The organism is Oceanicoccus sagamiensis (assembly GCF_002117105.1).
Classification (GTDB): domain Bacteria; phylum Pseudomonadota; class Gammaproteobacteria; order Pseudomonadales; family Dasaniaceae; genus Oceanicoccus; species Oceanicoccus sagamiensis.
The window spans coordinates 3,879,612-3,897,725 of the sequence record NZ_CP019343.1; the positions used below are offsets into that span (position 1 = coordinate 3,879,612).

Genomic DNA, 18,114 nt, shown 5'->3' on the forward strand with positions numbered 1-18,114 from the left:
TCCTCGCAACATTCTGTCCATCAATAATTAAAAGCCATCACCCATCATGGGTAATGATGAGAATAAATTAATAACCACTGCATTACTTAAATCAATAAAAAACGCCCCGATCATAGGTACAACAATAAAGGCCTTGGTTGAAGGCCCATAACGGGCTGTTAGGGCCTGCATATTGGCCATAGCAACGGGAGTAGCACCAAGACCTAAACCCATAAAACCTGAGGCGATAATAGCTGCGTCATAATCTTTGCCGACAAAGCGAAAAACCACATAGACAGCCAGCAACACAATAATCATCATCTGTACAATTAACACTAGCAGCAGTAAGCCTATCGAGTTAGCCAGTGTCCAGAGCTGTACCGACATCAAACTCATTGCCAAAAATAAATGCAAGCTGATTTCACCGGAGCGGTTAATAGAATGGGTATGCAAATTAAATTTGCAATAATCGATAATATTGGTGATCACGATACCGATTAACATGGCGGTTAAAAATTGCGGCAAGGCCACCCCTTGAATAATTAACCAGTCATTCAGATTATGCCCCAGACCGACGCAGAGGGCTAAAACCAATAGCGTAGAAAAAGCATTTTCCAGTGGATATTCCGGGTCTTCATCAGCTGCTTCCGCAATCGATTCATAATGCTGTGGAACGGTGTGCTGGCTGGCCAGCCCGTGTTTTTTAATCATATAGCCGCCCATGGGGCCGCCAATTAAACCACCGGCAACCAAGCCAAAAGTAGCGCAGGCAATACCCAGTGTTCCAGCCCCTGCCAGCCCCGCCTCTTCTGCTGCGGTGCCCCAGGCTATAGAAGTACCATGACCACCGGCAAAGGATATGCTGCCGGCAAATAAGCCATAGGCGGGGTTAACATCAAAGGCCAGTGCAATGCCAATACCGGCAATATCCTGAAAGATTAACAGGACGATAGCAAAACAAAGTAATAGCACCAGTGTGCGCCCGCCAGAAGCCATCACGCTTAGCTTGGCAGAGAGACCAATGGTGCTGAAAAAAGTCAGTAATAATAAATTTCGCAGTTCAAGATCAAAATCAACTCGAATATTAAAATAGAGGTAGAGTATGGTCAGCAAGCTGCTGCAAAGCAGTCCACCGGTTACAGCCATCGGTATATTGAGTCTTGAGAGCAGATCGATCTTTGTATTGAGATAGCGGCCGGTAGCAAGCAAGAGCACGCTGGCAATCACTAAATTGGCCCCTTCAACCAGATACTGTTGTTCCATGTCAGACCATTCTCGCGGTGCTTGCTTTATTGTCTAGAGAAAACAGGCAGCGTTAATCGTAAAACGGGAGTGATAAACACTTTATCACTCCCGTTATTGTTTAGCAGAATATCAAGGCTATACGCTTAAGAGCCCCTTACCTGCTCCATTTTTTCCATCACCTGATCAATACTAAAGCTGGCAGGTTTCTGGCGTGGTGGAAACTCCTGGAAAGTTTGCAGGAATTCACCCACTAGACCCTGTGCGGGTACTAACAGGTAAGCACGATCAATTAGCCAGTCGTAATAGGTGTTAGAGGTTCTATAAGCACGCTCATAGGGGTCACGACGGATATTGATAATCAGCGGTATACGCAGCTCTGTCCATGGCTCTATCCAGGCACGCAGTGTGGTGTACTCTTTCTGCTCCAGGAAGATCATTTTCCAGTCCTGATAACGCATAGCGGTTAATTCGCCGCCATCACCAAAGTAGAAGATCTCATTACGGCGACCTTTTTCTTCTTTACCGGTCAGGTGTGGTAAGAAGTTATAGCCATCCAAATGGACTCTGTAGCTGCGACCTAAAGATCTAACGCCACCTTTTTTCAGGCGGGCTTTAATATCATCAGCGCCTGCTGCGGCCAAATAGGTTGGTAACCAATCCATATGGTGCATAATTTCATTGGATACGGAACCGGCTTTAATTTTGCCAGGCCAGCGCACCATGGATGGCACACGCCAACCGCCTTCCCAGTTAGTGTTTTTCTCACCAAAGAAAGGTGTGGTTGCAGCATCAGGCCAGGTATTCATATGCGGACCGTTATCCGTTGAATAATGAACGATGGTGTTCTCAGCCAGGCCTAATTTATCAAGATGATCAAGCAGCATACCGACATGGCGATCGTGCTCTACCATGCCGTCACTGTATTCATCCTGACCAGAGATACCACGCAGCTCATCTTTAACGTGAGTACGGAAGTGCATCCGGGTACCACTCCACCATATATAGAAAGGCTTTTTGGCTTTAGCCGCCTTATCCATAAATTTAATGGTGGCAGCAATGGTTTCGTCATCGACGGTTTCCATACGCTTTTTGGTCAGTGGACCGGTATCTTCAATCTTGCCATCGGCAGATGATTTGATAACACCGCGTGGACCATACTTTTTCCTGAACTCAGGATCTTTAGGATAATCCACATTCTCAGGTTCTTCTTCCGCATTTAAGTGGTAGAGGTTACCAAAGAACTCATCAAAACCGTGGTTGGTAGGAAGGTGTTCGTCTTTATCGCCCAGGTGGTTTTTACCAAACTGACCAGTCATATAGCCGTAGGCTTTTAACAGACCCGCAATGGTTGGGTCTTCAATTTGCAGGCCCAGTTCTGCACCGGGTAAGCCAACTTTGGATAAGCCGGTACGATAAACACTTTGACCGGTAATATAAGAAGAACGACCAGCAGTACAGGATTGCTCACCGTAGTAATCGGTAAAGATCATACCTTCGTTGGCAATCTTATCGATATTCGGTGTGCGGTAACCCATTAAACCCATGGTGTACGCACTGATATTACTTTGACCAACATCATCACCCCAGATAACCAATATATTCGGTTTATCCGCGGCCTGACTGATAAGAGGTATAACCCCCATGGCTATGGTCATAGCCACTTTTTGTATCACCTTTCTCATACTGAGACTCCTTATTTATAATAATTCAATAAACAGATCATTGAATACCTGGTACTACTGTGTAACAAAATCAAATTCGTGATTGAACGGATGGTATGTTGAAGCAGCACCGGCTAATAAAGCGCGGGCTTATGCACAGGATTGATGCACGGGGAATAAGTACTGAAAATATAACTTGTAGATAAGGATTGAACGAAACATCCGGTACAGAAGTTTTGGTCACATTTATCTCCGTTGTGCTTCCAGGGGTGCCGAGTTAAAGGCTTTTCTCATTATTAAGATTCAATATATAGCATGCTTATAACGAATAAAACAGTTTATGGAGAAAAATTTGATATCGAGCAATAGCCAATAAACGGTTTGGGCTTGCATGCTCTGTTGCTATCAAATTACAAAACTTAGATGATTAAGTGATATCAAATAATTGGCTAATAAATAAGAGCGGTATAAGGTAAATAGTTGATGGACTAAGCGGCCCACTTATCGAGTGATAAGCAGGCCTTAAATAGTCTTATTCTAAAATCCATTTGGCATTGATAGACAGAAAGAAGGCCTCATTGGTTGTAAACTCACCCTCAAAACCCAAGCCGGGTCCTGTTCGGTCACCAACACCATTAAGACCGGCCTTGCCTAAGTCTGCATAAACCAACTGACCACCCATAGAGAAAGGCTTGTCCTGGTTATACTGGGCACCAAAGGCATAGCGCATTTGACGATCCACTGGCAGCTGGGCATTTCGGTCATCGAGAGAAACCGGGTTGGTATCGTAGGCCAGACCCGTTGAAAGTACCCACTCCGGTGAAACCCGATAATCAATACCGACTGCATAGTGATAGGTGTCATCCCAATTAGCGGCAATCGATGCCCCCAAATTATCGGTCGAGAGATTAACCTTATCCAGAGTACTCCAATCATCCCAGCCAACAGTGGCGTGTAAGCCAATGGTGTCATTTAAACGGTGGGTTAAAGCGAGTCGCACAAAGGCAGCAAGGGGAAGCTCAGTTTCTATAGAGACGGCTGAAGGATTAGCGCCGGGGGCACGATTAAGGTCGCCGTCAAACTCAAAATCCCACTCTGATTGATAGGTAAGACCAAGTCGGGTGTCATCACTAATGGTGTACATCACACCCAGCATATAACCCAACACCATATCGTCACCGTCAATTTCAGCCGAGCTATCGGGCTGGCTGGTAACGAGATCAGGTACCGCTATATCGACTTCCAGCGCACCATAAACAATCTGTGGGCTAATACCAATAGAGAGCTTATCACTCACCTCGTAGGCCAGTGTTCCAGCAAAAGCCAGCGTCAATAGCTCTACCCGTTCCGCCTGATAACGCCCCACCCAATCACTGGAATAGTCCAGGCCGGTACCCGCCAAACCGCCAGCGGATAAACCCCAGCTCCATTTATCATTAAAATTCGGTTCAACATAAAAGCCGGAACCCGTAGGAAGTACACCACCAGCATCACTGCCGGCTTTGTCGCCATTCGCTATGGAGCCACGCTTAACATCAAAATCGGTACGGTTATAAATAATACCGCCAGTGGCCATTGACTGACGCTTTTCAAGGCGTGTAATACTGGCCGGATTATGTAATACCGCAGAGGCGTCATCGACACCGGCGGCGGCACCAGCACGGGCGCGGCCCATGGCAGGCGTGCCATATTCGTTAAGCCATAAGCCACCAGCACTAGCGGCTTCGCTAAGTATAATCAGAGGAACAATGGCCCCTGCTTTTGCTAGTTTTAACATAGTCTTTGTTCCCATTGGTTTATGTTAATTATTGATTATTTTGTGGTAATTGCACGGAATATTGTTGCGCCTCTTCATTGCGCCCCATCATTTGCAAATAGCCTGCCAGAGCCGACAGTATATCGGTATTACCCGGGCTGCGCTGTAGGGCTCTTTTTAAGGTGGTAATCGCCCAGTCTCGCTTGCCACTTTCAAATAAGGCCACCGCATAGACATAAGTATAGCGGATAATCTCTGGAGCCTGTGATGCGGCCACTTCAAGATAGGCTGTCGCCTTATCAAGTTGCTTTAAACGTATCATCAATAAACCCATCGCATAGTTGGCTGAGACATTATTGCTATCAATCAGCAGGGCTTTTTCCAGCAGAGGTAGCGCCTGCTGATCCTGCCCCGTGGCCCGATAGAGATCAGCCATATTTAGCAAGGCGGGAATATATTGGGGTTCAATCACCAGAGCCTGCCGGTAGGCCTGCTCGGACAACGCCCATTGGTTAATAGACTGATAAACAACGCCCAACTGCATTTGCCCGGCGGGCGTATCAGCATTCAGTTTGATCGAGGCGATATATTCATCAACCGCCTTTTGCACCGTTTGTTTCTGCGCAGGCTGCAAGGCAACACTGCGGCTAACCAGCATGGGGGCTAATAACCGGGCGGCTTCCATTCTAATCGCTTTAACCGGGTCACTCATCAATGGCCATACATTACGAATAATCTGTTGTTCCGGTAGTAACTCAATCACTTCAATGGCAGCCAAACGCAGCTGGGGATTGGAAGATTCCAATTGTAGCAAGGCGGTATTAATGGCGTATTGGTTGGGATAGTTTCTTAGTATCTGTAAACCGGAAGCCCTAACCATAATAGGCATAGCTGAATCATCAACCAGCGAGGAAAGCTGCGGCAATGCCTGAGCTGCGCCCTGCTGTCCGGCATAAATTAATGGCGCAAAGCTGGGCTGCTCGATACGGTCTGGATACCATTGTGTAAATGCAGCCAGCGCCCAGTCGCTATCTTTATCGCTATGACATTGATTGCAGGCATTGGGCACACCGAGACTTTTTGATAAATCAGGACGAGGAATGCGCAAGCTGTGGTCACGGCGTGGGTCTACCGTCATATAGGTGGTTTCTGGCATATGACAATCAGCACAGAGAGCACCAGCGCTACCATCACTATGATGGTGATGCTGCGGCTGATCAAATACCGAGGGGTTATGGCATTGGGCACAAACCTGATTATCAGGGGCTTTTAATTCCAGACTATGGGGGTTATGGCAATCACTGCATACCACACCGCGCTGGTACATTTTGCTTTGCACAAAAGAACCGTAGACATAGACCTCATCAAGAATCTGGCCATCAACATGGTAAAGAGGCGATTCAATTAAACGAGGAATATGGGTATCCAACACCTCTTTGCCTTGTACTGTTTTATGATCAACTTCGCCGATGGTTGAACGGCGGGAGTGGCAGCCAGCACAACTATTAATTTGTTGATCACTATGGGCGCGGGTAGCCCCCTGTTTAGCGGCGGTATTTAATCCCGGCAAACGCTGCCAGTGACCATCACTGCGAACGTCGGCCAATAGGCCCTTATTTGCGATATTAGCTTGCTGGTCTTTATTATTGACCCAGTCAATATGCTGGCTACCGGCGCCATGGCAGGACTCACAGGCCACATCAATTTCAAACCATGTCGTTTGGTAGCTATTGCTGGCCTCGTCATAATTTTTCTTTAGGTTGGTAGAGTGGCATTCCGCGCAACGGGAGTTCCAGTTTTGCGAATAGCGGGTCCAGTGCAGCACATCTTCGTGACCACCGATATCGGGATAGAGGTGAAACCAACGCTGTCCGCCCTCTTCCTTACTGCGACTATCCCAGGCAATGCTTAAGGTCTGATAACGGCCATCCTCAAAGCCTATCAAATATTGCTGTAACGGTGTAACACCAAAGGTATAGTCAATTTTAAAGTCTTGCAGTTTGCCATCGGCACCGTCGGTATTAACCCAAAACTCATCGCCCTTTTTAAAAAAGGTTGAAGTAATACCGTTAAGGCTAAAAGTGGCTTGATTAAAATCCCCTAATACAGATGTGCTATCCGCCATCATCATCGCCTGATCATGGTGCGAGCCTTGCCAGTCTTTATAGGCTTGCTGGTGGCAACTGGCACATTGTTGGCTGCCAACAAAATTGGCATCGTTTACAGGCGTGGCATGGGTAAATAATGAAAAGACGGTGAGCAGTAAAGACACTGCCACAGCAGTAAAGGAGAAACGCATTATCCTGTATAACCCATTTATTATTGAAGTAATCCATAATCGCCTACTTAGGCGATAAGGTGGTCAACCATACTAATGATTCAGACTAAGTACAACTGTCTGCTGCCATGGCCAGCGTTGCCGCTCCGCCTGCTTAAGGTAATGGAGTAATTGTCTGGCCTCGCTAAGGCTTAAGGCTTTAGGTTCACCAGCACCACAGGCATGACGCTTAAGTTGATTGACCAACTGCAGGCAGGCCTGATCAGGTTCAAACACAGCCTCCAGCGTGGTTATACCTTGATACCTCGGTCGTTGATCTATTAGCCGGTAGAGTGACTGCAAAGCTACAACGGCTTGCTGTTGATTGACCGCATCAATAAAGGCTTTATCATACTGCTTAATATACTGCCGCTGTTTAAGCTTGGCCTTTAAGCCAAGACGAGCAAGTAGGGCCAGTAACCCGAGCAAGGCAACCACCACCAGACTAAAGTTAATCACTAACTGCCAGGGTAATCCTTTAGTAACGGCCCCGGCTCTGTTATCACCGAAGCAGTGCCAGCTCCGTCGGTGGCAAAGGCAAGTGGCTCAAGCGCAAGCAGCTTCTGTTGCTGGCTTTGCAAATTCCACCAGTAGTACTGGTAGCCAGGTAACTGATAGCTACCCTCGGCTTCGATAGTGATAATAAATTGCTCTACACGGGTCCCTATTAACTGGCCGCGGTTACTGCTCTCGCTGACTTTTGGGGGAACCTGGTACAGCGCCAAACCCTTCTGCTCAGGAAATTCAATAGCCGGCAACATCATGGCGGGGCTTCCCTCTATGCGCAGGCTAATAGTGCGGGTAATCGCATCGCCGGGTTTATAGCTGTCTTTTAAACCGTCATAACGTTCGTTAATGGTTAGATTATTAGCTGCAAGCCAGTGATCAACACCATTCATGGCAGCGGGTGTATTGACGGTAATGGTTTGGCTATCCAGCGTTAAATAGCCTTCAACAATATTATTACCCTCGGTATTCAGGGAAACAAACAGCCTTAGTTTGGGGATGGTAAGCGCGCCGGATTTCTGCGGATAAAATACCAGTGTCCATAATTGTAAAGCACGGGTAGTGCCAGCCACTGTACGGCTGGAATTGGTGGAAGTTTGGCTGCTGCGATAGACAATAGCGTCTTGAATATCAAAGCGTTCCACCCGGCTTCCGCTGGCAAACCAGCGATCGGTTGAAACCTCTATTTCCATCATCACCGGCTGGTACTGGGTGATAGCGTCTTTATCAACGATGGTATAGCTGACGGCCAGCTGACCGCTGTTATGCAATTCATCGATGGTAACTGCCTGTAATAATGACGGCATTATCAATAATAAGGCGGCCAATAAGCGAACGATCATGGCTGGGCCTCCCCTGCTGCTTCCGCGGCTGTATTTTTGCGTTGCTCCAGTTGCATATAAAACTTAATTTTTAAAAACTGAGTCGGATCTTTTTGTACTTGTCGCATCCACATCTCTGTTAGCGCTGGATCCTGCAATAATTGATCGGCAGTTAATATTTCCTGCGGGCTAAGGTCAAAGGTTTCACGCTTGTCCCCTTCAGAGGATTCCGGGCCAGGGTTGTCTCCTATATCACCGGGGGGCGTCTCCGGTCCATCCGGTACCTGACTTTCTGATAGCATTTGATTGGCATCAATTAAGGCCTGCACAATCGCCATATTATTTTTAACGGCGGTATTATCAGGGTATTTTTCTAATAAAATGCGGTAGATACGCATCGCCGGCAGATAATTGCGGGAATGCGCCCAGGCATTGCCCTGAGCTAATAAGCCGTTTTCATCATCATACTGAGAAAATAAACCGGCGGCATTGTCAAAATCCTCAGCGGCATAGAGGCTTAGCCCCTTCCATAAAGGGCTTTGGAAAACCGTTGCCGCCTGAGTGTAATAGCCAAGATCAAATAAAATACGGCCCTGCTGATCAGGCGTAAGCCATAGGGCAAGAAAACGCTGGGGATAGAGCAGACTCCAGATCAATAACGAAGCCAGCAACAACCAGCGTAAGGGTTTATTGACTACCATTGCAGCGTCCACCCTTTTCTAAACCATAAAACAAAGATCAACATAATGGGAAAGACAAGATAGTAGCCCGCATCTACCCAGGGCCGATTATCATCCTCTGCCAGCAAGAAATAGTTATCTACCAGACGGTAAATCCGTTCAACATCCGCTTTATCAATAGTCATCCCCTGGTATTCACCGCCAGCATCGGCCGCCAGGCGTTGTAACATGGCATCTTGCAGCGCAATCGTTGAACTTGAAAACCCCTCCACGGCTTGTTCGTTTAATTGCTGCTGGGTAAGACCAATACCCCAGACCAATAGCTGGTGTGGTGACTGATCAAAATACTGTTGGTAGGCCGCTATCGCTGCATCGGTAACCCCATCCCCAATCACCAATAATGTTACCGGTACCTCCACTTCTTTCAGTAAACTATCCGTAACCGCTAACACGCTCTGGGGAGATTTACCGGGCCTTGGCATCATATTGGTCGACATCGAATCCAGAAAATGATGAATAACCTGCCGGTCATTGGATAGCGGAATAATAGTATGGGCCGTACCGGCAAAGGCGATTAGGCCAGTATAGGAATCTCCCCTAAGTGCCAACAGGTCGCTTATTTTTTGTTTGGCACGTTGCAGGCGGCTAGGCTGGACATCCTTTTGATTCATGCTCTCGGAAAGGTCTATAGCGATAATCAGTGCTGCATTATCTTCCGTAAAGGGCGATGGTTGCTTATCCCAACTGGGACCAGCCAGAGCAATAAATAATAAGACGGTGACCAAACCCATTGCGCCGATGGGGCCACCGAGCGTATTTTCATCACGCTCTACAATCATATTGGGTAGCAGATGATCGGCAATCACTTTGCCCCATTGCGCCAGCACATCACGCCGTTGCAACTGCAATAATTGTAAAAATAGAAACGGTGTAATACCTAATAACCACCAGGGGCGGATAAAATGAAAATACTGTAGCGACTCCCAGCTAAACATTAATCACCTTCCTGCGTTGCATCGAGCCTGATAAGGCCATTAACGGTAAGGAGACAGCATAGAGTATGGCAATGGCAGCCAAGGGGTAATGAAAGATACTTTGCCGAGGACGAAAGGATAAAGACTCATAGAGCTCAGGCTCCATCGCTTCGATTTGTCGGTAGGCATCCTCAAGCGCCGACCGGTCCAGCGCTTCAAAGTAGGCGCCGCCAGTGATATTGGAAATTTCCTTTAAGGTATCAATATCCATCGCATCTTCACCCACCGTTTCCGGGTCGCCAATGGCGATGGTATAGATTTTTACCTCGTGGGCTTTGGCAACGCGGGCAGCATCTACTGGTGGTACTCTGGAGCCAGTATCATTGCCATCAGTGAGTACAATAAGGACTTTATTTTTGGTATCGGAACCTTTAAAAGAACTTATCGCCAGACCGATGGCATCCCCCATCATGGTGCTGGGACCAGCCATGGCAATCTCGGTTTCGGATAATAAGGTTAACCAGGTCTCTTTATCGCTGGTAAAGGGTGCCTGTAAATAAGCGGCGTCACCAAATACAATTAAGCCAAGCCGATCACCGGCACGGCGCTGAGCAAACTCTGCCAATACGCGCTTAACAGCATCCAATCGATTAATCTTTTCACCTGCGCTGGTGGTAAAGTCTTTAACTTCCATCGAGCCTGATAAGTCAGCGGCAATCATAAGATCACGGGCAGATTTATCAATTTGCACGGGCTGCCCAACCCACTCAGGTTTGGCGGCGGCGGTGACTAAACAGAGCCATGCCAGCCAGAGTAATACCAGCTGCACTCTTTTGCGGCGCATAATCGTTGCACCGGAGGCGGGCTTTTCGCCACTGATTTTTACCAGCAAATCAAAATAAGGGACTTGCAGTGAATCCTGGCTTTGTTTATGCGCAGGAAGTAGCAGGCCGACAGCCAGCGGCAATAACAGCAAAACAAAAGCCCACAGATTGGCAAATTCAATCATAGGCACTTCTATGGGTGCTAATCCAAAGCTGGCATTGCTGCCAGAATTGCTCGCTTAAACCCTGCTTGGTGGATGACTGATAAGACAGCGCATAAAGCACCCCAGGAAACTGGCTGGCAAAGGATGGGCCGCTATAACTGCTATCTAGAAAGTCCTCCCATTCACCACCAAATAGATTGGCAATATCCTGGCGAGGAAAAGCCTGTAGGGCCACAGCTTTCATAATTTCTGGCACCTTTGGCAATGCGGAAATATCGCCCTTGAGTACTTGCTGCTGTATCGCATTAAGCTGCTGTATAGCGACCCGGCGGTAACGATTTCTCCAGTAGCGTTTAATGGCTTGATAACAACGTCGAGAGACTCCATAAAGCACCGCTAACAGTAAAAGCCACCAACCCGGCGTTTGCGGCCATAATTCAATAGCCGCTGGCAGTGCAATTTCACTAAAGCCTTCCAGCGCATAATTACCCCAGCCGGAATTAGGGGCAAAAGGATTGCTCATCGCCTAATGCCCCCCAAGGCTTTGATTAATTGTTCTTGCACCGGTCTAATCGTATCGATAGGGATTAGCGGAACGCCGTATTTTTTCAGTTCAGTGCGAATCAGCCCCAGATTATTATCATATTGCTGCTGAAAGTTTTCTCTAAGCTTTGCCGGATTACCCGTGACCTCTACTTGCAGCTTGCCATCACTGACTACCAGATGGTCGATATCCGGCAACTGCTCCTCAGCGGGGTCAAATATTTTTAGTGAGATAATATCGTTATGTTGTGAAATACGCCTTATACGGTCTGTGGTTTGTTGATTCCAGCCGGAGCCATCACTAATTAAAATCAATAAAGCATCGTGGGATAATGTTCTGGCTGCGGTATCGATGGCCTCTTGTAATCGTTTATTATGGGAGCTGCGGCCAACTTTTAGCTGCTGATTAAACTCAACAATTTTTGACAGAATTTTAATGACATTACTTTTTGAGCGTTCTGGCGGAATATGGACAATCGATTGGTCATTAATCACCACTGCCCCTACCCGATCACCGGAGGCCAATACACGCCAGGCAATCAGCGCGGCGGCTTCTGCGGCGGCAACAGATTTCATTTTTTCTTCACTGCCAAAAAACATACTGACGCGCTGGTCCACTAACAGCACCACATTGCGCTCTCGTTCTTCTGTAAATACACGAACATGGGGTTTTTTAGTACGGTTGGTAACTTTCCAATCCATAGTACGGATATCATCACCGGCACGGTAATGACGCAACTCTTCAAAGTTTAAACCACGGCCACGCAGTTTGGAGCTATGCCGGCCGGTCAAAATACTATTGACCGGCTGGCCGGGCAGAAAGGAAAAACCTTTGGCTTGAAACTGCAACTTAATCAGCGTTGCCAGCTGCGCGTAAATTCGATGATCATTCGTCACCGTGGCTATTTTGCGCTTTTTGCTTAGAAAACCCAGCATTTGAGCGACCTCAATCAGGCAATAGCCACCTGTTTTAAAATCTCATTCACCACATCCTGCGGGGTAATACCGTCGGCCAATGCATCGTAGGACAATATTAAACGGTGCCCCAATATGGCATGAGCTACGGCGCGGACATCATCAGGGTCGACAAAGTCTTTAGCTTTTAACCAGGCATGGGCTCTGGCTGCTTTATCCAGGGCAATCGATGCCCTGGGGCTGGAACCCACATTAATCCAATGTTGTAACTGGCTATCAGGGTAGCGTGATGGATCTCGGGTAGCCATAACCAGGGCGACAATATAGCGCTCAATATTTTCAGCAATGGACAATTGCAGTATGGCTTCACGGGCAGCAAAGATATGAGATTGGTCAACGGGAGAAAGGTCTGGTTTTTGGCTGGGTGCTTCTTCCCCACGGACCAAACGAATAATACCTAATTCAGCCTCATCGTCCGGGTAATCGATAGTGATTTTCATGAGAAAGCGATCCATCTGCGCTTCCGGTAAGGGATAAGTCCCCTCTTGCTCTATCGGGTTCTGGGTTGCCAGCACCATAAACAGCTCAGGCAGTTGATAGGTTTTGCCAGCAACGGTGACCTGACGCTCTTCCATGGCCTCCAGCAGAGCAGCTTGCACTTTGGCAGGGGCTCGGTTGATTTCATCGGCCAATACCAGATTGGCGAAAATAGGACCGGGTTGAAACGTCAGTTGCTCGCCGTCGCCGCCACTATGATAAACCTCAGTACCGGTAACATCAGAAGGCAATAAATCTGGCGTAAATTGGATACGGCCTAAATCGGCACTCAGCACTTTACCCAGCGTTTTAATGGAACGTGTTTTTGCCGTGCCGGGCAAACCTTCAAGCAGTAGATTACCGTTACACAAAAGACTGATTAAAATACTTTCTACAACATCAGATTGACCAATAACCGCAGCTTCCATCGCCTGCTGTAGTCGCTTAAGCTCTGCTAAGCTTTCAGACATTACACTATCCTTTTTATCATGTGAGAATGAGACCAGTTACGGAAAAAGTACCATAGAAGTCTATAGCCTCACAAGCACAGCAATAGCTAATACTTTCTTGAGCGCTTAGTCTTTTTTCTGGCTTTTGCCGGGCGCACTTTAGCGCTGGCCTGTTCCAGCCATAATAAAGTATCAATATAGGAAACAAAGCGATTTAAATAATCGGGGGATAACTCACGCATGGTGGCCAGAGATTTAATCACCAGTGCTTGAGGGTTTAACGGACCGGGATTTTCTGGCCCTTCGCTAATGACCTGGGTAACCAGTTTATCGGAATTAAGTTTAACCAGTGATTCTCTAAATAACCTGACGGAATTGAGTTCTCCAGGGTTACTGCTGTCGGGTTTACTACTGCGCTTGCTATCAAAGGATGACAATACTTCTTTTTCTTGCTGCCTGAGAAAATCACTCAGTGATAACTCACTGGACTGCAGACCTTGATCGCTATGGTTGGCGCGCTGCTCTAAAGTAGCCAACAATTGCGTCAATGGACTGGCAACGGGATCGGCCTGATCAGGCGCTGGTGGGCCATCGGCAATAAAATCGCGCTTAAAATCATTTAGCGCAAGAGCCGCTTTTTGCTGAAGAATAGAAGCCACCGCGGGACGCGCCGTGTTTGAACGTTCAAACAGGGACTTAATAAACTGAAACCGCACAGGATCAAATTGGCTGGCCCCTTGCTTTTCCATCGCTTCAATATCGGCAAGATCAGCCATTGTTAAAGGCCGCCGTAAATTGCGAGGCTTTGGCTTTAGGGACTGGCGCCATTTCTACCCGGCGATTTTTAGAGCGCCCTTCAGCGCTTTGGTTAGAATCAACCGGTTGCTGGTCACCAAAAGCCGCGGCAAAAATCATCGCCGGTGGCATGCCCTCTTCGATTAATACACGGGTAACTGTTAGAGCTCGCTCAGCCGATAGGGCCCAGTTATCCGCATAGCGGTTATTGCCTTTTTGGATCGGCAAATCATCGGTAAAACCACTGACCATTAAGAGCTGATCGCGCTCACCCAGATAAACCTTTAACGGCGCCACCAGACTTTGCAACAATTCTCGCCCCTCAGGCTGAAGCTCATCAGAGTTCAGCGAAAACAACACACTGCCACTAATACCAATACGGCCATCGCGTAAGGTGACGCGCCCGGAAGCCAGAGGGTCGGCCAGAGCCTGTTCAAGGGCCATTCGGCGCTGTTCTTCCGCCTGACGTTTTTCTACTTCCTGCTCAAGGGATTGGGAGAGCTCTAATTGAAACCCCAGCGCCCAAATAAGCAGCAATACAAATACACCGACCAGCCCGGACATTAAGTCGCCAAAGATAGCCCAAATCGGCGGGTCCTGGGCCGTGCTATTATCTAACTCTTCCACTTAGCTAGCCTCTTCCATCACTTTCTTAGTAGTGGGCTTAGCCTTGCCACCCAGTTGCTGCAATTGCTCAAAGATACTTTGCTGGGACAACATACTGTGATCGATAATTTCCCGAGCTTGAGCCACATAATAAGCGAGCTGCTCATCGCTGCGTGAGGTGGATTTATCCAATGACTGCTCAATACGATGAAGGTTTTCTACCAGATTACCATTGGACTCAGTAAACAGATTCACCGCAACACCAAAGGACTCACCCAGACTGGACATTTCAATCGCACTGCCGGCAAAGTTATCGGCAATTTCAGTGGCACTGCCGGTAAACGTTGTAGCAATATCGGAGAGCTTGGCCACTTCTGAGCCTACCTGCTTATTCATCTGCTCGCTGATATCATTAATCAGCGTGGCAGAAGAGTTGACCATTAATTCAATGGCTTCACGTTGGCCACTGGTGGTTTGTTCCAGCGCAGAAGATAGCGACGTAAGCTGCTCCATAATACGCGCACGCTCTTCCAGCAAACTATTATCCCGCTCAATATTATTGGAGATTTCTCGACGCAAATGACCAATGACCTCGGCGGCAGCTTTCGGTGTTTCCGATGCGGTTTCGATTAAACGTGTCATTGGCTCTTCCAGTTCTTTACCCAAGCTGGCCAATTGGGTCGCTGCGGTGGTTTCTAAACGGGATAGTTGCTCCAGTGCCTGCTGTGCCTGTGACGACTGTTGCTCACGCAGGGCCAGAAACTCCTTATTCAATGTGCTGGCTATTTCAGTCATACGATCACTGTGGATATTGACCCAATTGGCTTCAGACTCAATCCTTGCGTTCACTAACTCTTCGGAGGCACCTACTAAACGGTTTACCTCAGCCAGCATATCCGTTGAGGTTGCCTTGACTTTATCGACCATCGCTTTTGAGGTTTGCTCGGCGGAATCACCTAGCTGCTGATGCCGCGATAAAGCTTGCTCACCGGCCTGCTGCCATTGGGAACTTAAGTCAGCCGACAAAGTTTTAAACTCATTCGTTAAGGCACTAAACGCTTGCTGTTGTTGATCCGTTATTTGCTGCTGGCTCTGCTCAAAGCTGGTAGTCCATAGCTGCAATCGAGTGTGATCACTGCTTGCCTGCTGTTCGGCTCTGGCACTGGCCGATTGATCAAAGGTGGTGAGTAAAGACTGAGAGCTTTGCTCAAACTGGCCACTAAACTGATTAAAGGAAGCACTAATACTGTCAACTAAGCATGTATTAGCCTGCTGATGTTCAGCAAGGCCTTGCTTCCAGGCTGAAGTTACCGTCTCTGAAGTATCAGCAAAGCGCTGGTTTAAATGCTCTAGCTGGGCACTGGCGGTATGCGTTAATTGCTGATGGGTCTTTTGGCTTTCAGTGTTGATATCCACCATCAGTTGTTGCAATAAGGGCTTGATGGCTTCTGCGGCTAAACGACCACTCTCAATCGCCTGCTGGCCACTTTCCGCCACACTTTTTTGCAGTGACTGATCAACGGACTGGGCTAAATCGGTATAGAGCGAGGTAACAGATTGATGAAAAGACTCCTGATTAGCCATCAGTTTATCGCCGAGGTGATCACCCATATTTTCAATCTTGCTGGCAAGGCTATGTAGGCGCTCTGCCACTTCCGGCAATGCATTGGCCTGTAACTGCATGGCTTTAAAAGTCTGCTGGCGGTTATGCACCAATGAAAACTGGCGGAATGCACCAGCAATATGAGAATCCAAATCCCGGGTTGCATTCATCCGCTGGCGACGACTTAAGGTTGAAGATAAGCCCAGCATGGCAGAAGCTGCAACACCGGCTACCGACGTACCAAAGGCAAGACCCAAACCGTTAATCGGTGCGGCAAGACCGGCACGAATTGCCTCCAACTCTGTAGTACCTTCTAAAGCTGCCACGGCTCCTTGCAAGGTATCAACCATACCCAAAAAGGTACCCAGCAAACCTAGCATGACTAATAGGCCAACCAAATAAGGGGTGACAACGGGTGCAGGTAAACCGACCCGCTCCCCTTCTATTCTTAAGCGCACAGCGTTGCGTAACGATAAATGCAAGCTCGATAGCCAGGGCTCCAGTTCAACCTCTTCCGCCTGCAAGCCTGACAAAGCCGTCGTTAAGCTGGCAGTGGCTTGTCGATATTGCACCAGCTCCACAAAACCCATGCTATAGACCACCGCAATAATCGCGGTAACGGTTAAGGCCAATAAATCAGAGCCAATAAAAGCTGCGCCCATCCATACAATGGCAACTGCGCCTAATAAAAAAGCCGCGGCAAAAAATAATCTGCTCATGAAGTTCTATCTACCTCTTCGTTAAGTGCTTCTATCAATCCTAAAACAGGCTGCAAGCGGATTTCTAACTCGGCAAATAGCAGGTCCTGTAATTCCGTATAAAATTGCCCCAACCAGGCATCAGCCAGCAGCCATTGCTGCGGGTCATCACTGGCCTGGTCGGTTTTTTGGTATTGCTGATACAGGTAGGCAAAACGCTTACCCATTAATAAAGGAACGCTGGAGAATAATTTGCGGGTATGAACCGTCAGGGTTTCATCCAGCGCTTCATCCAAAGCTGCCAATTGGGTCAGCTTGGCAGAGGTGCCAGTAATCGCTGATCTGGCTGATGTTTGCAGCCGTTTAACCTTAAAGGCAATTTCGCGCTGATGGGTCAGATAAAACTGCTGGTAAGGCTCATAGCCTAGCAATTCTTCATTGCTAGCTTTGGCATTGGCTGTAGGCAGTTTTAACCAGGTGGCACCGCTGCCCGGTACAAAGCTGTCGATAATAAATTGCACAATGGATTTGCGTACTCTGAGATAGTCAGTGATTAATGAATCACTGATTTGGCCAAAGTTGCTACCGATGGCTGTGCTATCCAGCTCCGCCAATTTACCATGGGCTGAAGATAAGGTGACAGAATCTGCCAGGTCAATTAAGCGGCTAAGCCGCTCAGTAAAATGCTTGTGGGAGACTTCCACATCAGCAACATCCAGATCCGATAGAAATCGAACCAGGCGAGAGCCGTTAAGCGTTACAGGCGCTGAGGTTTGGGTCATGGCATTGCTGTCTACGTATTATTAGTGCACAAATTGACTGAGCGTATTACCAGAATGAAATCAGTTATGTGCGTTTTTTGTACAGTTATGCGGTCTGTTACGACGTATTTCGCGACAATGTTTCACAGGTTAATCTGCGAATCATTATGCCGAATGGATGGGGACTAAGCAATGCAAAAGCCAGCTAATAACACGGTTCCAATCGTCTATAAAACAGCCTGATCGCGATATTATTCAAATCTATTACTAGCCATCAAT

At 47.7% G+C, this 18,114-nt stretch carries 16 protein-coding genes; all 16 read right to left on the reverse strand.

The features are described from left to right. Window positions 1-27 precede the first annotated feature (27 nt). Window positions 28-1,242 (reverse strand): sodium/glutamate symporter, encoded by a 1,215-nt coding sequence (gene gltS / locus BST96_RS17540; RefSeq protein ID WP_085759946.1) that lies wholly within the window; start codon window positions 1,240-1,242, stop codon window positions 28-30. 125 nt (window positions 1,243-1,367) lie between these two features. After that, complete coding sequence (locus tag BST96_RS17545) at window positions 1,368-2,906, reverse strand: arylsulfatase (RefSeq protein ID WP_085759947.1); 1,539 nt, start codon at window positions 2,904-2,906, stop codon at window positions 1,368-1,370. 511 nt (window positions 2,907-3,417) lie between these two features. Beyond that, window positions 3,418-4,662, reverse strand: coding sequence for an OmpP1/FadL family transporter (locus BST96_RS17550; RefSeq protein ID WP_169714035.1), 1,245 nt, complete (start codon window positions 4,660-4,662; stop codon window positions 3,418-3,420). Between the two features lie 28 nt (window positions 4,663-4,690). Next, window positions 4,691-6,940: a tetratricopeptide repeat protein gene (locus tag BST96_RS17555; protein WP_085759949.1), complete on the reverse strand. Its 2,250-nt coding sequence runs from the start codon at window positions 6,938-6,940 to the stop codon at window positions 4,691-4,693. A gap of 72 nt (window positions 6,941-7,012) precedes the next feature. After that, entirely contained in the window at window positions 7,013-7,417 is a 405-nt protein-coding gene (locus BST96_RS17560) for a hypothetical protein (RefSeq protein WP_085759950.1), read from the reverse strand. Next, entirely contained in the window at window positions 7,417-8,307 is an 891-nt protein-coding gene (locus tag BST96_RS17565; RefSeq protein WP_085759951.1) for a BatD family protein, read from the reverse strand. The genes BST96_RS17560 and BST96_RS17565 overlap by 1 nt, the downstream gene beginning before the upstream one ends. Further along, window positions 8,304-8,987 carry a tetratricopeptide repeat protein gene (locus tag BST96_RS17570; protein ID WP_085759952.1) on the reverse strand — a complete coding sequence of 228 codons (684 nt, stop codon included), beginning with the start codon at window positions 8,985-8,987 and terminating at the stop codon, window positions 8,304-8,306. Before BST96_RS17570 ends, BST96_RS17565 begins: the two co-directional genes overlap by 4 nt. After that, a complete protein-coding gene (locus BST96_RS17575; RefSeq protein ID WP_085759953.1) occupies window positions 8,981-9,961 on the reverse strand; it encodes a vWA domain-containing protein in 981 nt (326 codons plus the stop codon). The genes BST96_RS17570 and BST96_RS17575 overlap by 7 nt, the downstream gene beginning before the upstream one ends. Next, window positions 9,954-10,949 carry a vWA domain-containing protein gene (locus BST96_RS17580; RefSeq protein WP_085759954.1) on the reverse strand — a complete coding sequence of 332 codons (996 nt, stop codon included), beginning with the start codon at window positions 10,947-10,949 and terminating at the stop codon, window positions 9,954-9,956. The genes BST96_RS17575 and BST96_RS17580 overlap by 8 nt, the downstream gene beginning before the upstream one ends. After that, window positions 10,942-11,451 (reverse strand): DUF4381 domain-containing protein, encoded by a 510-nt coding sequence (locus tag BST96_RS17585; protein WP_085759955.1) that lies wholly within the window; start codon window positions 11,449-11,451, stop codon window positions 10,942-10,944. The genes BST96_RS17580 and BST96_RS17585 overlap by 8 nt, the downstream gene beginning before the upstream one ends. Further along, the gene (locus BST96_RS17590; RefSeq protein WP_085759956.1) at window positions 11,448-12,407 is read right to left on the reverse strand and encodes a DUF58 domain-containing protein; all 960 of its coding nucleotides are present in this window, start codon (window positions 12,405-12,407) and stop codon (window positions 11,448-11,450) included. The genes BST96_RS17585 and BST96_RS17590 overlap by 4 nt, the downstream gene beginning before the upstream one ends. 14 nt (window positions 12,408-12,421) lie before the next feature. Next, the gene (locus BST96_RS17595; RefSeq protein WP_085759957.1) at window positions 12,422-13,393 is read right to left on the reverse strand and encodes an AAA family ATPase; all 972 of its coding nucleotides are present in this window, start codon (window positions 13,391-13,393) and stop codon (window positions 12,422-12,424) included. A gap of 86 nt (window positions 13,394-13,479) precedes the next feature. Continuing rightward, window positions 13,480-14,148, reverse strand: a complete 669-nt coding sequence (locus BST96_RS17600; protein ID WP_085759958.1) for a DUF2894 domain-containing protein — start codon at window positions 14,146-14,148, stop codon at window positions 13,480-13,482. After that, window positions 14,141-14,794, reverse strand: coding sequence for an OmpA family protein (locus BST96_RS17605; protein WP_085759959.1), 654 nt, complete (start codon window positions 14,792-14,794; stop codon window positions 14,141-14,143). Before BST96_RS17605 ends, BST96_RS17600 begins: the two co-directional genes overlap by 8 nt. After that, window positions 14,795-17,095, reverse strand: a complete 2,301-nt coding sequence (locus BST96_RS17610) for a DUF802 domain-containing protein (protein ID WP_085759960.1) — start codon at window positions 17,093-17,095, stop codon at window positions 14,795-14,797. It lies immediately after the preceding gene. Next, window positions 17,092-17,856, reverse strand: coding sequence for a DUF3348 domain-containing protein (locus tag BST96_RS17615; RefSeq protein ID WP_085759961.1), 765 nt, complete (start codon window positions 17,854-17,856; stop codon window positions 17,092-17,094). Before BST96_RS17615 ends, BST96_RS17610 begins: the two co-directional genes overlap by 4 nt. Window positions 17,857-18,114: the final 258 nt, after the last annotated feature.

Bases quoted from the DNA above. Each gene is read 5' to 3' on its own strand.
- gltS (WP_085759946.1), bottom strand. From the start codon at position 1,242: ATGGAACAACAGTATCTGGTTGAAGGGGCCAATTTAGTGATTGCCAGC.
- BST96_RS17545 (WP_085759947.1), bottom strand. From the start codon at position 2,906: ATGAGAAAGGTGATACAAAAAGTGGCTATGACCATAGCCATGGGGGTT.
- BST96_RS17550 (WP_169714035.1), bottom strand. From the start codon at position 4,662: ATGTTAAAACTAGCAAAAGCAGGGGCCATTGTTCCTCTGATTATACTT.
- BST96_RS17555 (WP_085759949.1), bottom strand. From the start codon at position 6,940: ATGCGTTTCTCCTTTACTGCTGTGGCAGTGTCTTTACTGCTCACCGTC.
- BST96_RS17565 (WP_085759951.1), bottom strand. From the start codon at position 8,307: ATGATCGTTCGCTTATTGGCCGCCTTATTATTGATAATGCCGTCATTA.
- BST96_RS17570 (WP_085759952.1), bottom strand. From the start codon at position 8,987: ATGGTAGTCAATAAACCCTTACGCTGGTTGTTGCTGGCTTCGTTATTG.
- BST96_RS17575 (WP_085759953.1), bottom strand. From the start codon at position 9,961: ATGTTTAGCTGGGAGTCGCTACAGTATTTTCATTTTATCCGCCCCTGG.
- BST96_RS17580 (WP_085759954.1), bottom strand. From the start codon at position 10,949: ATGATTGAATTTGCCAATCTGTGGGCTTTTGTTTTGCTGTTATTGCCG.
- BST96_RS17585 (WP_085759955.1), bottom strand. From the start codon at position 11,451: ATGAGCAATCCTTTTGCCCCTAATTCCGGCTGGGGTAATTATGCGCTG.
- BST96_RS17590 (WP_085759956.1), bottom strand. From the start codon at position 12,407: ATGCTGGGTTTTCTAAGCAAAAAGCGCAAAATAGCCACGGTGACGAAT.
- BST96_RS17595 (WP_085759957.1), bottom strand. From the start codon at position 13,393: ATGTCTGAAAGCTTAGCAGAGCTTAAGCGACTACAGCAGGCGATGGAA.
- BST96_RS17600 (WP_085759958.1), bottom strand. From the start codon at position 14,148: ATGGCTGATCTTGCCGATATTGAAGCGATGGAAAAGCAAGGGGCCAGC.
- BST96_RS17610 (WP_085759960.1), bottom strand. From the start codon at position 17,095: ATGAGCAGATTATTTTTTGCCGCGGCTTTTTTATTAGGCGCAGTTGCC.
- BST96_RS17615 (WP_085759961.1), bottom strand. From the start codon at position 17,856: ATGACCCAAACCTCAGCGCCTGTAACGCTTAACGGCTCTCGCCTGGTT.